12 protein-coding genes are annotated in these 14885 nt (G+C 30.2%); 10 read left to right on the top strand and 2 right to left on the bottom strand.

Going from position 1 to position 14885, the window contains the following annotated elements; translation table 11 throughout:
* Positions 1-4: 4 nt before the first annotated feature.
* The 10 genes from rpoC (at position 5) to BRE_RS01910 (ending at position 13110) form a co-directional block, all read left to right on the top strand.
* Positions 5-4138 carry a DNA-directed RNA polymerase subunit beta' gene (gene rpoC / locus BRE_RS01955; RefSeq protein ID WP_012538866.1) on the top strand — a complete coding sequence of 1378 codons (4134 nt, stop codon included), beginning with the start codon at positions 5-7 and terminating at the stop codon, positions 4136-4138.
* 62 nt (positions 4139-4200) lie between these two features.
* Positions 4201-4575 carry a 30S ribosomal protein S12 gene (rpsL, locus tag BRE_RS01950; protein ID WP_012538144.1) on the top strand — a complete coding sequence of 125 codons (375 nt, stop codon included), beginning with the start codon at positions 4201-4203 and terminating at the stop codon, positions 4573-4575.
* A gap of 14 nt (positions 4576-4589) precedes the next feature.
* Positions 4590-5063 carry a 30S ribosomal protein S7 gene (rpsG, locus tag BRE_RS01945; protein ID WP_012538143.1) on the top strand — a complete coding sequence of 158 codons (474 nt, stop codon included), beginning with the start codon at positions 4590-4592 and terminating at the stop codon, positions 5061-5063.
* An 81-nt stretch (positions 5064-5144) separates the two neighbouring features.
* Positions 5145-6173: a BMP family lipoprotein gene (locus BRE_RS01940; RefSeq protein WP_041178115.1), complete on the top strand. Its 1029-nt coding sequence runs from the start codon at positions 5145-5147 to the stop codon at positions 6171-6173.
* 23 nt (positions 6174-6196) lie between these two features.
* Entirely contained in the window at positions 6197-7225 is a 1029-nt protein-coding gene (locus BRE_RS01935) for a BMP family ABC transporter substrate-binding protein (protein WP_012538864.1), read from the top strand.
* Between the two features lie 158 nt (positions 7226-7383).
* Positions 7384-8454 carry a BMP family ABC transporter substrate-binding protein gene (locus tag BRE_RS01930; protein ID WP_012538863.1) on the top strand — a complete coding sequence of 357 codons (1071 nt, stop codon included), beginning with the start codon at positions 7384-7386 and terminating at the stop codon, positions 8452-8454.
* 55 nt (positions 8455-8509) lie between these two features.
* The gene (locus BRE_RS01925) at positions 8510-9529 is read left to right on the top strand and encodes a BMP family ABC transporter substrate-binding protein (RefSeq protein WP_012538862.1); all 1020 of its coding nucleotides are present in this window, start codon (positions 8510-8512) and stop codon (positions 9527-9529) included.
* A gap of 273 nt (positions 9530-9802) precedes the next feature.
* Positions 9803-11227 (top strand): MGH1-like glycoside hydrolase domain-containing protein, encoded by a 1425-nt coding sequence (locus tag BRE_RS01920; RefSeq protein ID WP_012538861.1) that lies wholly within the window; start codon positions 9803-9805, stop codon positions 11225-11227.
* A 54-nt stretch (positions 11228-11281) separates the two neighbouring features.
* The gene (mgtE, locus tag BRE_RS01915; RefSeq protein WP_012538137.1) at positions 11282-12643 is read left to right on the top strand and encodes a magnesium transporter; all 1362 of its coding nucleotides are present in this window, start codon (positions 11282-11284) and stop codon (positions 12641-12643) included.
* Positions 12644-12690: 47 nt separating this feature from the next.
* The gene (locus BRE_RS01910) at positions 12691-13110 is read left to right on the top strand and encodes an HIT family protein (RefSeq protein ID WP_041178114.1); all 420 of its coding nucleotides are present in this window, start codon (positions 12691-12693) and stop codon (positions 13108-13110) included.
* A 128-nt stretch (positions 13111-13238) separates the two neighbouring features.
* Here BRE_RS01910 and BRE_RS01905 read toward each other — a convergent pair whose 3' ends face one another.
* Both BRE_RS01905 and metK read right to left on the bottom strand, forming a co-directional pair.
* On the bottom strand, positions 13239-13712 hold the full coding sequence (locus tag BRE_RS01905; protein ID WP_014696245.1) for an S-ribosylhomocysteine lyase: 474 nt from the start codon (positions 13710-13712) through the stop codon (positions 13239-13241).
* On the bottom strand, positions 13709-14878 hold the full coding sequence (gene metK / locus BRE_RS01900; protein ID WP_012538858.1) for a methionine adenosyltransferase: 1170 nt from the start codon (positions 14876-14878) through the stop codon (positions 13709-13711). Before metK ends, BRE_RS01905 begins: the two co-directional genes overlap by 4 nt.
* Positions 14879-14885 lie beyond the last annotated feature (7 nt).

Below are 14885 nucleotides of genomic sequence, written 5' to 3'. Positions count from 1 at the left end.
TTTTATGAAAGAGATAAAAGATTTTGAAAAGATAAGAATAAAAATAGCATCTCCTGACCAAATTAGAAGTTGGTCTTATGGAGAAGTTAAGAAGTCTGAAACTATTAATTATAGAACTTTAAGACCTGAGAAAGATGGTCTTTTTTGTGAGAGAATTTTTGGTACAACTAAAGAATGGGAATGCTATTGTGGAAAATTTAAGTCAATAAGATATAAAGGTATTATTTGTGATCGTTGTAATGTTGAAGTGACTCATTTTAAAGTGAGACGTGAGAGAATGGGACATATTGAACTATCAGCTCCTGTTGCTCATATTTGGTATTATAAATATATTCCTTCTAGAATTGGTCTTTTGCTTGATATTACTGCTTCTAATTTAAATTCTATTCTTTATTATGAGAAATATATTGTAATTGAGCCAGGTGATACTGACCTTAAAAAAATGCAACTTTTAAATGAAGATGAGTATTCTGAAGCAAAAGAAAGATATGGGATGTCTTTTAGCGCTTCAATGGGTGCTGAGGCAATTAAAACTCTACTTGAAAATCTTGATCTTGATGAGCTTTCATCTAAGCTTAGGCTTCAAATGATTGATAAAGACGACAAAACAGATAAAAAACTTTTAAGACGTCTTGAAATTATTGAAAATTTTAAGATTTCTGGTAATAAACCAGAATGGATGATTATGGATGTTCTTCCTGTTATTCCGCCAGAAATTAGACCTATGGTGCAACTTGATGGTGGTAGATTTGCAACTTCTGATTTAAATGATCTCTACAGAAGGGTAATAAATAGAAATAATCGATTGAGAAAACTTTTACTTCTTAATGCTCCTGAGATTATTGTTAGAAATGAAAAAAGAATGCTTCAAGAATCAGTTGACTCTCTTTTTGATAATTCTCATAAGAGAAAAGTTGTTAAGGGCACATCTAATAGACCTCTTAAATCTTTATCTGATGCGTTAAAAGGTAAACAAGGTAGATTTAGACAAAACCTTCTTGGAAAGAGAGTTGATTATTCTGGTCGTTCTGTTATTGTTGTTGGGCCTGAACTTAAGCTTCATCAGTGTGGTATTCCTGCAAAGATGGCTCTTGAGCTTTTTAAACCATTTGTGATTAGAAAATTAATTGAGAGTGAAGCCGTATTTAATATAAAAAGGGCTAAAAGTTTAATTGAACAAGAAGTAGATGAAGTATGGCAAATTTTGGATAATGTTATTAAAGAGCATCCTGTGCTTTTAAATAGGGCTCCAACCCTTCACAGATTGGGAATACAAGCTTTCGAGCCAGTTTTGGTTGAAGGCAAGGCTATTAAATTGCATCCCCTTGTTTGTCATGCATATAATGCCGATTTTGATGGTGATCAAATGGCCGTTCATGTTCCTTTAACTCCTGCGGCACAGGCTGAGAGTTGGGCTTTGATGTTGTCAACTAATAATTTGTTAAATCCTGCAAATGGACATCCTATAGTATTTCCATCTCAAGATATTGTTTTAGGTCTTTATTACTTAACTATGGAGAGAAAAAATGTTATGGGAGAAGGACGTAAGTTTTCTAACTTTAATCATGTTCTTCTTGCAATTAATAATAAAAGCTTAGATTATAATGCACAAATTTATGTAAAAGTTGGTGAGGAATATATAAAGACTACGGCAGGACGTGTTGTATTTAGTGAAGCTTTGCCAGGAAAAATTTCATTTGTAAATAAAACTCTTAGTGATTATGAATTGCAAACTTTAATTTCTGAGGTTTATGTTATTTATGGGTCTTCTATTGTAATTGAAATGTTAGATATTATTAAAGAGCTTGGATTTAGATATGCTACTAAATTTGGATGTACAATAAGTATGAGTGATATTATTGTTCCTCAAGAGAAAAAAGTGTATGTAGAGAAGGCTAATAGGGAGATTGCGAAAATTCAGAATGATTATACCAAAGGTGTTATTACTGGAGAAGAGAGATATAATAACGTTGTTTCTGTTTGGTCAAAAACAAATGAAGAGCTTACTAATAAAATGATGGAGATCCTTAAAAAGGATAGAGATGGCTTTAATGTGATTTATATGATGGCTGATTCTGGTGCTCGTGGAAGTAGAAATCAGATACGGCAGCTTGCTGGAATGCGAGGATTAATGGCTAAAACATCGGGTGATATTATTGAACTTCCAATTATCTCTAACTTTAAAGAAGGACTGTCTGTTATTGAATTCTTTATATCTACAAATGGTGCAAGAAAGGGACTTGCAGATACTGCTCTTAAGACAGCAGATGCTGGGTATTTAACGCGAAGATTGGTAGATATTGCACAAGACGTTGTTGTTAGAATAGAAGATTGCGGTACTATTAATGGTATAAAAGTTGAAGCTTTAAAAAATGGTGAGGAAATAATTGAACCTTTACGAGAAAAAGCTGTTGGAAGTTATTCAATTGAACGGATAAAAAGTCCTATTACTGGAGAGATTATTTTAGATGTAAATGAAGAAATTACAGAAGACAAGATAAAATTGTTAGAAACAGTTGGTATTGATAAACTTGTTATTAGATCTGTTTTAACTTGTGAAGCTGAGCATGGAGTTTGCCAAAAGTGTTATGGGCGGGATTTCTCGAACAATAAACCCGTTAGCATTGGAGAAGCTGTTGGAATAATAGCAGCACAGTCAATAGGTCAGCCAGGAACACAGCTTACGATGAGAACTTTCCATATTGGAGGAGTGGCACAAGCTGGTAGTGAAGATGATAAGATTGCTCTTAAGAATGCTTTTATTCTAAATGGACTTGAAGGTTTTAATGTTCAAGTTGACGGAGGATTGCTTTTTACAAGGAAGGGAGTCTTAAGAATAATAAATGTGATTTATGAGGAGAGTATTAAAAAAATTAAGAAACTTAAGGTTTCAGATTCTCAAAAAGTAATTAAGGGAATGTCTTTATTTATTGATAAAAGTGGAGTTGAGGTATTATCATCTCATATTGGTTACATTAAGATTAAAGATAATAAGTTGATGATTGTTTCTGAAGAACAAGAGATTTCACTAAAGGTTGGTACAAGACTTGAAATAAATGTTGGAGATTATGTTGAGGCTGGACGTGTAATTGGAACATTTGATCCGTTTGCAGAACCAATTATTGCTGAGGTTAAAGGAAAAATTAAATTTAAAGATATTATTTTAGGAACAACTCTTAAAGAAGAGATTAATCTTGAAACAGGCAATATTGAAAAGAGAATTACAGATCAAGTTTTTGAATCTCTTGATCCTAGAATTTTGATTATTAATGATAGAGGTGTTGAAATTGCATCTTATGTATTGCCTGGAGATGCTTACCTTCAAGTTGAAGATGGGCAAGATATTGATATAGGAGATATCATTGCAAAGCTTTCTAAAGGATCTGAAAAAACACAAGATATTACAGGTGGTCTTCCTAGAGTTAATGATTTATTTGAAACAAGAATTCCTAAAAACTTAACTGAAATGGCTAAAGTAAGTGGAGTTGTTCAATTTAAGGCAATTCAAAAAGGTAAAAGACTTATTAATGTTATAGATGAATATGGAGTTGAACATAAGCATTATATTCCTGCTGGAAAACATCTCTTGGTGAGGGATGGGGATGTTGTTAGGGCTGGAGATATGCTTTGTGATGGAAGGATTAATCCTCATGATGTTCTTGAAATTCTTGGTGGAATTAGTTTGCAAGAATTTTTATTAGCAGAAATTCAAGATGTTTATCGAAAGCAAGGTGTAAGTATTAATGATAAACATATTGGTGTTATTATTAAGCAGATGATGAAAAAAGTTAAAATTGTTTCTGTGGGTGATACTAATTTTGTTTATAATCAAAAGGTCGATAAGCATGCTTTTTATGAACAAAATAAAAGGGTTATTGAGCAAGGTGGTGAACCTGCAGTAGCTAGTCCAATTCTTATTGGTATAACTAAAGCATCTCTTAATATTGATTCATTTATTTCAGCTGCTTCTTTCCAAGAAACAACTAAAGTCTTAACAGATGCGTCAATTGCTGGTAGTATTGATGATCTAAGAGGTCTTAAGGAAAATGTTGTTATTGGTCATTTAATTCCTACAGGAACGGGAATGAATTTATATAAAAGGGTCAAGGTGAGAGAAAATTCAAATTCAGAAGTCTAGCTTGAAAATAAATTTTATATTTGATACCATTTACTGGTAAAATCAGGAAAAAGGGAGCATAGATGCCTACAATTAATCAACTAATTAGGAAGCCAAGAAAAAGTCAAAAAGAAAAGACAGCATCTCCTGCGCTTCAAAATTGTCCTCAAAAGAGAGGAATTTGTACTCGTGTAATGACAGTTACGCCTAAGAAACCTAATTCAGCTTTAAGAAAAGTAGCTCGTGTTAGACTTTCAAATGGATTTGAGGTAACAGCTTATATTCCGGGAATTGGTCATAATTTGCAGGAGCATTCAGTTGTTCTAATTAGGGGTGGACGAGTTAAAGATTTGCCGGGTGTTAGATATCATATCATTAGAGGGGCTAAGGATACTCTTGGTGTTAATAATAGAAAGCAAGGTCGTTCTAAGTATGGAACTAAGAGACCAAAGGCTTAAGAGGTGTAAATTGTATGTCAAGAAAGAGTAAAAAAATTAAGAAAAAGGTCTTTAAAGATTCGAAGTATGATTCTCAGGTAATTGCTAAATTTGTAAATAGAATGATGTATGATGGAAAAAAATTTATTAGTGAATCTATAGTTTACAATTCAATTGATATGCTTGCAGAAAAACTTGAAGAAGTTGATAAGGTTGCTGCTTTCAATAAGGCTTTAGATAATGTTAAACCATTGGTAGAGGTTCGCAGTAGGAGAGTTGGTGGTGCTACTTATCAAGTTCCAGTTGAAGTTAGAGAGGAGAGACGTGAGGCTTTGGCAATGAAATGGATTATATCAGCTGCCAGAAAAGCTAGTGGAAAATCAATGCAAGAAAAATTAGCAAATGAGCTTGTTAATTCTTATAATTCAACAGGTGCGGCTTTCAAAAAGAGAGAAGATACTCATAGAATGGCAGAAGCAAACAGAGCTTTCACACATTATAGATGGTAATATAGTAATAGGTTTAATTTTTATATATTTTGATATTGTGGATTGATTTGAGCTTAAGTAGAGTTGGGTGGAGGTTTGTATATGAGATGGTTAACAAAGGTTGTTTTGCTTTTCTTGCTCTTAAGTTGTTCAGATTCACAAGATAAGGTTTCGTTTTCTAATACTGTTTCTGTCATTGTTGATGGTATTTTTGATGATAGAGGATTTAATGAAAATTCTTCCAAGGCAATGACTCAGATTAAAGAAGAATTTAAAGTGAATATAATTCAAAAAGAATCTAAAGCTTCTAGTTATTTGTCTGATATTGGAGGCTTAGAAGAGAGTGGTTCTGATTTGATCTGGGGAGTTGGTTTTAAATTTTCAGATGTATTTTTACGTAAAGCTCTTGAAAATGCTAATGTAAATTATGGCATTATTGAAGGTTCTTACTTGGAAGATGTTAAATTGCCACAAAATTTAGTAAATATAAATTTTAGATCGGAGGAAGGAGCATTTTTGGTTGGGTATCTTGCAGCAAAGATATCTAATACAGGTAAAATTGGATTTTTAGGTGGAATAGAGGGTGTTGTTCTTAATGCATTTAGGTATGGATATGAAGCTGGTGCTAAGTATGCAAATAAAGATATTGAAGTAAGTTTTCAATATGTAGGAACATTTTCTGATCTCTCTCTTGGACGTTCAATTGCAAGTAAAATGTATTCATCTGGAGTTGATATTATATTTGCAGCAGCAGGTCTTTCAGGACTTGGTGCTATTGAGGTTTCAAAGGAACTTGGAGATGGACATTATATTATTGGTGTTGACCAAAATCAGTCTTATCTTGCTCCTGGTAATGTGCTTGTGTCTTACGTTAAGTGCATTGATATAGTTATTTTCGATTTGATAAAATCTTATTTAAAGTTTGATAATTGGCGTGGAGGTAATTTGGAGTTTGGACTTAAAGATGGAGCACTTGATTTGATTTTTAATGAAACAATAAATTTAGATTTAATTAGGAATCCAGATTTTCTCTTAGAGATTAAAGAAAAAATAATTAATAATGAGATTACAGTTCCCAAAGATGAAAAATCTTATAATTATTTTATTAGTGATCATCTACATAAAAGATGATATAAAATTAGAGGTTTTACTTTATGAATAAATTTATGGTATTAATTTGTGTGATATTAATTTTCTTAGGATGCAGTAAAAAGACATCTATTTTGGGAACTTCAGGAAAGGCGTTAATTTCTTTGATAGTTGATGGTACTTTTGATGATAAATCATTTGGTGAGGATGCTTGGAGAGGTGCTAAGGTTTTAGAAGATGAATTTGAAGTTGAAATTGTTGGAAGAGCTTCAACAAGTAGTGCTTATGCTGGTGATTTAGAGAGCCTTAAAGATAGAGGTTCTGACATTATTTGGGGAGTTGGTTTTAGACTGCAAGAGTCTATTGAACATGCTGCTTTATTGAATAGAGATATTATTTATGGAGCTGTTGATGTTATTTATGAAGATAATACTAGTATTCCTGATAATTTGCTTGGTCTTTCCTTTAAAGTTGAAGAGGCTTCATTTTTAGCTGGGTATCTTGCGGCTAAAATATCTAAGACAGGTAAAATTGGATTTTTAGGTGGAATGGATGGTATGGTAATTAATGCATTTAGGTATGGATATCAAGCTGGTGCTAAATATGCAAATAAAGATGTTGGGTTAACTTCTCAATATTTGGGATCTTTTGTAGATTTGTCTTTAGCAAGGACTATTGCTTTAAAAATGTACAAAGATGATGTTGATATCATATTTGTGTCAGCAGGGCTTGCAGGACTTGGTGCTATTGAGGTTTCAAAAGAACTTGGAGATGGGCATTATATTATTGGCGTTGATCAAGATCAGTCTTATCTTGCTCCTGATAATGTATTGACATCAGTTATTAAGAATGTTGGAAATTCTATTTATGAAATAACAAAGGATTATTTAAATACTAAGAGTTTTAATGGTGGTAAGTTATTAAAATTGGGTCTTAAAGATAAAGCTGTTAGTATTGTTAAAAATGGTTTTAAAATTACAGATGAGCTTAGATCTGAAATTCAAATTATAGAAAATAAGATAGTTAATAGTGATATTATAGTTCCAAGTAATTTTGATAAATATAATAATTTTTTAAATATTCATATTTATTAAGTCAATTCTTTTTTTATAGACAAATATATTAACTTTATTAACATGTTAATATATAGACTATTTTTATCTTCTGAATAAATTTTGTATTTATAAATTTTTGTTTTAAAATTAAAAAATTGTTTACTTAAAAGTTATTTTGTATAAGGAGAGGATAAGTTATGTCTAAAAATTTATCTTTTATTTTACTTTTTGTTTTAATGTTCATATCTTGCTTTTTTTCAAAAAAGAAGTTTGCTAAAAGTGTTGATGATCAGATTGTTATTGGACTTGTGGCTTCGGGTAGTTTTGATGATGAGGGTTATTTTCAAAATTTTCTTGATGGTGTTATTGATATAAAAAATGAATTTGGAACTAAGGTTATTCCAAAAGTTATAACACCTTATCCTTCTGAAGAAAAAATGTTGATGACTGCTAGTGAATTGCTGTTGGAAGATGTTTGCGAATTACAAAACAAGGGGGCTAATTTGGTTTGGTTTATTGGTGCTTCTTTTTCAGATTCTGTGATAAGATTTGCTCATGAGAATTTCAATGTTTTGTATGGAATTATCGATCCTTTGCATTATGAAAATATTTTGATTCCCCAAAATTTTGTAGCTATTAATTTTAGATCAGAGGAGGGTTCATTTTTAGCTGGATATTTAGCTTCTAAGATGAGTAAAAGTAATAGAATTGGATTTGTAACAGGTGTTAATATGGATTATGTTGAGAGATTTGTTATTGGATTTAGAGCAGGAGCATTTTATGCAAATCCTACAACAAGAGTAATTGTAAAGAGAATGTTGGATGAAGTTGATAAAGTTGCTGGCAAATTGTTTGCTGAACATATGTATGTTGAGGATGGTGTTGACATTATTTTTCCTGTCATGGGGCCTGCTTCACTTGGTATGTTTAAAGCTGCCAAAGAACTTGGAGTTGGACATTATATTATTGGAGTTAATAAGGATCAATCATATCTTGCACCCGGTCATGTTATTACTTCTGTAATAAAGGATGTTGGGCAAGCAATACACGATTATTCAGCAAATTTGATAAAAAATCATAAATTTGCTGGTGGTAAAGTTTTTGATTTAGGACTTGAAGACAATGTTATAGATATTGTTAAAGATCCTGATATTATTGATAGTGGGCTTATTGATGTTCTTATAGAAATTCAAACTAAGATAATTAAAAAGGAATTAATTGTTCCTTCTACTGAACATGAATTTGATTTATTTAAGGCAAGGTTATAGACTTTATTATATTGGGGATTGTATTGGCTTAACTTAGCTTAAAGAGGAGATATATGTGATTAATTTATTGTTAGTGTTATGTTTGTTGTATTTTTCGTGTTTTACTTCTGAAGTTGATGGTGAGCCTGTTAAAGTTGGTGTTTTAGTAGATGGATTTTTTGATGATGAGTCTTTTAATAAAAGTGCTTTGAATGGTATTAAAAAGGTGGAGAAAGAATTTGGATTAGAAGTAGCTATAAAGGAATCTAGTCCAAATTCTTATTTGTCTGATTTAAATTCATTGAAAGCAGATGGTTCTAATTTTATATGGTTGATTGGGTATAGGTTTAGTGATGTGGCTCTTAAAATTGCTTTGAAAAATCCAGAAATTAAATATGTAGTTGTTGATTTTATATATGATTCTGATTTAAGCATTCCTAAAAATTTATCAGCCATAACTTTTAGAGTAGAGGAAGTAGCATTTTTAGTAGGTTATATTGCTGCTAGTATTTCTAAAACAGGTAAAATTGGGTTTTTAGGCGGGATGGATGATGACTTTATCAACATATTTAGGTATGGATATGAAGCTGGTGCTATTTATGCTAATCAAAATATTAATATTGATAATAAGTATGTTGGAAGTTTTGTTAATTCCGAGAGTGGAGAGATATTGGCAAACGAGATGTATGTGGATGGTATAGATATTATTTATTATGCTGCAGGTTTATCTGGGATTGGAGTTATTGAGGCTGCAAAAAAATTGGGGGCTGGACATTATGTTATTGGGGTTGACCAAGATCAATCTTATCTGTTACCCGAACATATTATTACATCTTCAGTTAAAGATATTGGAAGAATATTAAGTCTTGTTATTTCTAATTATTTGAAAACAAGAGCTTTTGAAGGAGGTCAATTATTAAATTATGGGTTAAAAGAGGGTTTGCTATATTTTGTTAAAAATCCTAAAAAAATTTCTTTTAACCTTGAAAAGGAATTAGATGATATTTATTCAAAGATAATTAATGGTAAAATTATTGTTCCAAATAATAAGGATGCTTATAATAGGTTTCTTAAAATATTTTTTAATCAGTATTAATTTTTATTAATGATTAAAGAATTTATTTACATATTTTTTGTATAATTCATTTAATTTTGATACGTATTTTAATGATTAATTTTTTTATCTTAGGTGTATCAATTTGTTTTTTTGCAATTATAATTTAACTTATAACTTGTTTTAATTAGATATTGCTTAACTTTTAATTTATGTTTAATATCCAAAATTTTTGGTTTTAAATCTCATTTTATTATTATTATAATGTATAATAAATAGGAGTCGATTGATGTATGTTTTTCAGAGGTTTGAGCATTGAATAAGAATGTGTTTCCCAAAATTTATTATTATGATCAAGATTTTATTGATATTTATAATAAGAGTCTCTCTTGGATCCGAGATAAGATTATTTTTTCCCAATCTTTAGAGAAAGGTAAAAAGGATAAGAATTATTATTCTGAAAATGTTGAATTTATAGATCAATTGCAAGCTTGTCTTTCAAGCTTTTTTCTTGTTTACAGTAATGGAGAGTATTCTCCTACATCTACTATTGATAAATTTTATGAACTTCAAGAATCATCTGGTGCAATTAGATCACGTTATGATCACAATAATAATATTATTCAATTAGAAGGAAATGATGATGGTATTGGATTACCAATTTTTGCTTGGGTTGAATATAATTTGTATCATAAAACAGGCAATAAAAAGCGTATTTGTGATGTTTTACCAGTTCTTGATAAGTATTATAAATGGATAGAAAAAAAGTTTTTAAAATCAAATGGTCTTTATTCTATTGATATGAATAAGATTTTTTATAAAAATTCTCCTAGAAAGAATGTCCATTATCCTATAGATTTTAATTCATTTCAGGTGCATAGTGCATATTGTATTGCCAAGTTAGCAGATATATTAAATGATAAAAATTTATCCTTAGAATATAAGAAAAGATTTTTTTCTCTTAAGGCTAAGATCAATTCGTTGATGTGGGATGAAGTAGATGGTTTTTATTATGATCTTGATGTTAATGAAAAAATTATTAAACTTAAGACTATAGTAGGGTTTTTACCTCTTTTATCTGAAATTCCAAGTGAAGATAGAATTGAGAGAATGGTTTTATATTTAAAGAGTCATGAACACTTTGGTACACCAAATCCTTTCCCTACTCTTTCAGCTAATGATCCTAATTTTAATTTGGATGGAAATGGATATTATGGTTCTGTTTATACCTATATGAATTTTTTTGTCATTAAAGGACTTGAATATTGTAGACGTGCAAATATAGCAAGAGAATTTACCATAAGACATCTGTATTATATTTTAGATACTTTGTTGCCAGATGGTAAAATTAAAGGACATATTTGGGAAGCTTATAAACCAATGAAAGAGGGTCCAGCATATTTGGATGTTACAAAGAAAACTCTTCCAGAAAAGGATGTTATTTGTTATCTTGCACTCTTTAGTATTAGTCTTATGATAGAGAATATTATTGGACTTACAATTAGTTTACCAGATAAGACAGTTTATTGGAATATTCCTGCTCTTGAGATTATGGGAATAGAGAGTTTGTCACTTAAAAAAAATCAAACCACAATTATATGTAATAAGGGAAAGAGAGGGTGGGAGATTAAGATGGAATCTGAAAAGCTTTACTACTTTACAATAAACATATTAAATAAAAAAGAAAAGACCTTGCCTATACCTTCAGGTAGATGTTCTATGCTTTTAGATAAGCTTTAATTAATAAGGGTTAGCTAAACATTTATTTTAAATTAAAATCTTGGAGATATTGATATGATAGATGTTGTATTTTTAAAAACCTTGCTTAAAGAAAAAAAATATTCTGATATAAAGGAAGAGCTTTTAAAATACGATGCTTTTGATATTAGTGAAGCTTTAAAGAAGCTTAATGGTTCTGATTTGATTTTGATTTATAGGTTTCTTCCCAAAAAGGTTGCTGTTGAAGCATTTTCTAACTTTGATCAAGTTACAAAAAATAAATTGGCCAATTCTTTTACAAATAAAGAAATAAGAGAGATGGTAGATGAGTTAAATCTTGATGATGTTATTGATCTCTTAGAAGAAGTTCCTGCAAATGTTGTGCAAAGATTTTTAGCAAGTTCTACTGAAGAGAATAGGGAGATAATTAATAAATTTTTGTCTTACAGTGATGATTCTGCTGGTTCAATTGTGACAATAGAATATATTGAGCTTAAAGAATATTTTCATGTCAGAGAAGCTCTTGATTATATTAGAAAGGTTGCAAAAACCAAAGAAGATATTTATACCTACTATATTACAGATGAAGAGAAACGATTAAAAGGTGTTGTTAAGATTGAAGATTTAATGTTGTCTAGTGATGATGTTGTCATTTCTACTATCATGAAAAATAGTGGATTTTATATTGTAAAAGTTGGTGATGGAAAAGAAGATGTTGCTTTGCTTTTCCAAAATCATGATATTTCAAGTGTTCCTGTTGTTGATAATGAGGGACGGATGATAGGAGTCATTATTATTGATGATATCCTTGAAGTAATTCAGAATTTAAATACCGAAGATTTTCAGATAATGGCCGCGGTTACGCCTTTGGGTAAATCTTATCTTGATACTTCTATTTTTGATATGACAAAAAATAGAATAATTTGGCTTTTGGTTCTTATGATATCTTCTACTCTAACTGCCACTATAATTACTAATTATCAAAATTTAGTTTTATCTTTAGTGATTCTAACCAGTTTTATTCCACTCTTAATGGATACTTCTGGTAATGCTGGCTCTCAGGCATCTGCATTAATTATTCGTGAACTTGCTCTTGGAACTCTTAAGGTAAAAGATTTTTTTAGAGTGTTATTTAAGGAAATATGTGTAAGTATTTTAGTTGGTTTAATTTTGGCTAGTGTTAATTTTTTACGAATTGTATTTTTTGTAATTCCTGCACATGATGAAAAATTTAAAATAGCTTTTGTTGTTTCTGCGTGTTTGATGATAGGGTTGATGGTAGCAAAAATATTGGGAGGTCTTTTGCCTATTATGGCTAAGCTTGTAAAGATAGATCCGGCTTTGATGGCTGGACCTTTAATTACTACTATTGCTGATGTTGTGACCTTAATCGCTTATTTTAATATAGCAAAATTAGTGTTGTCAAATTATTTTTAATAGGTATGCTTTATAAGCATTAAGATAGAGTTGATTTGGAGGAAATTTTGAGTGATTGTATTTTTTGTAAGATAGTTAAAAATGAAATTTCATGTTATAAGGTTTATGAGGATAATTTAATACTTGCTTTTCTTGATATTAATCCTTTAAATATTGGCCATACTCTTGTTATTCCCAAACAACATAGTAATGATATTTTAGATGTGAATAATGAACTTGATGGACAACTATTGGGAGTGTGTAAAAAAGTAGCTTTATCTTTAAAAAAATTGGACTTTAATATTTGTCAGGGAGTTAATATTTATAGTGCTATTGGTTCTGAGGCAGGACAAGTTATTTTTCACACTCATTTTCATGTTATTCCACGATTTCAAGGTGATAATTTAGGTTTTAAGAGAAATTGTAGTATTGAACTTTCAGGAGATGAATATTTAGACTTATCTAAAAAAATAAGTAAAAATATTTGAAATTTTTATCAAAATTGATGATTGAAGTAGCATTTTAACTAATAATTGGTGTTAAATTTTATTGTATATTGTGTTTATTTATATATGATATGGCGTTATTATTATCATATTTATATATTTAAGGTATGTTAAGGGTAAATTAAGTTTTCCTTTTTTATATTTTCTAATGTTTCTAGATACTTACTAGATTCATATTTTGCCATATTAAGATTATGATCTTGGTAATTACCACATTCTTTTTCAGTTGCACCTATAACATTTCCTTGAAAATTGGTAATTTCATTAAAAAGCCAAGATATTAAATCAATTAGATCCTTGCTTTCATAATTACCAAAAAGTATTAGGTAAAAGCCTGTTCTACAGCCCATTGGTCCAAAATATATTATCTTATCTCCCCAAACTTTATTGTTTCTAAGTAGTGTTGCTCCTATATGTTCAATTGTGTGAATTTCTGCATTGTTAATTACAGGTTCTTTGTTGGGGGTCTTCATTCTAATATCTACAGTAGTTAGTGTTAAATTGTCAAATGTATCTTTCCTTGAGATATATATGCCAGGTTGTAATTTTGTGTGGTCAATTGTAAAACTTGATATTTTATTCATATTTGAAACTCCTTTTTGATTGTGTCTACGAAATCTAATTTTTCCCATTCTAATTCGTTTTTCCCAAAATGTCCGTATGTACATGTTTGAGAATATATGGGCTCTCTTAATTTTAGTTTTTTAATTATTCCATTAGGAGTTAGATCAAAGTTATTTATTATAAAATTTAATATTTTTTTTTCATATTCATTATCATTAATTCCTGTAGTTATCTTAATAGATATTGGTTTGGGAATGCCAATAGCATAAGCAATTTGCATTTCAAATTCTCGAGAGATGCCCGCTGCTACCATATTTTTAGAAATGTATCGTGCCATATAAGCTGCTGATCTGTCAACTTTGGTAGCATCTTTGCCACTATAAGCTCCACCACCATGTCTTGCAAATCCTCCATAGCTGTCAGCAATAATTTTTCTTCCTGTAAGACCGGTATCACCAGTAGGTCCACCTATTACAAAATTTCCAGAAGGGTTAATGTAATATTCTATATTATTGTCGAACATTGATCTGCTATTTAAAACGGGTTTTATAATTTTTTCGATGATTGTTTGTTTTAAATAGGAATAAGGGATATCAGGATCATGTTGATGGGATAAGACAATATTGCTGACTTTAATTGGATTTTTGTAAGAATCATATTCAATGGTTACTTGGGATTTAGCATCGGGACGCAACCACTTAATTTCACCTGATTTTCTAAGTTTACTAGCTTCTTTTAAAATTAAATTAGATAATTCGTATGCTATGGGTAAGAAATTTTTAGTTTCATTACATGCATAACCAAAAATTATTCCTTGATCCCCTGCTCCTATATCTTTTGTATCTTTTTTTTCAACTGCATTTGTAATGTCTATTGATTGAGAACCAATAGCATCAATTATTGTTGCTGATTTATAATCAAGTCCATATTCTATATTTGTGTATCCAATATTTTTTATTGTTTGTTTTGCGGTTTCTTTGATATCTATATCTTTTTTTGCTTTACTGTTTATTTCTCCTGCTATTACTATTAAATTTTGTGAAACTAAAGTTTCACATGCTACTTTTGCCATTTTGTCTTTTTTAAGTATTTCATCAAGTATGGCATCAGAAATTTGATCCGCAATTTTATCAGGATGTCCTTCAGATACGGACTCAGATGTTGCTGTTAAATTATTGTTATTCATATTATCA

Origin of the sequence: Borrelia recurrentis A1 (assembly GCF_000019705.1) — a bacterium.
Lineage (GTDB): Bacteria > Spirochaetota > Spirochaetia > Borreliales > Borreliaceae > Borrelia > Borrelia duttonii.
This window is presented reverse-complemented; position numbering and strand designations above follow the sequence as displayed.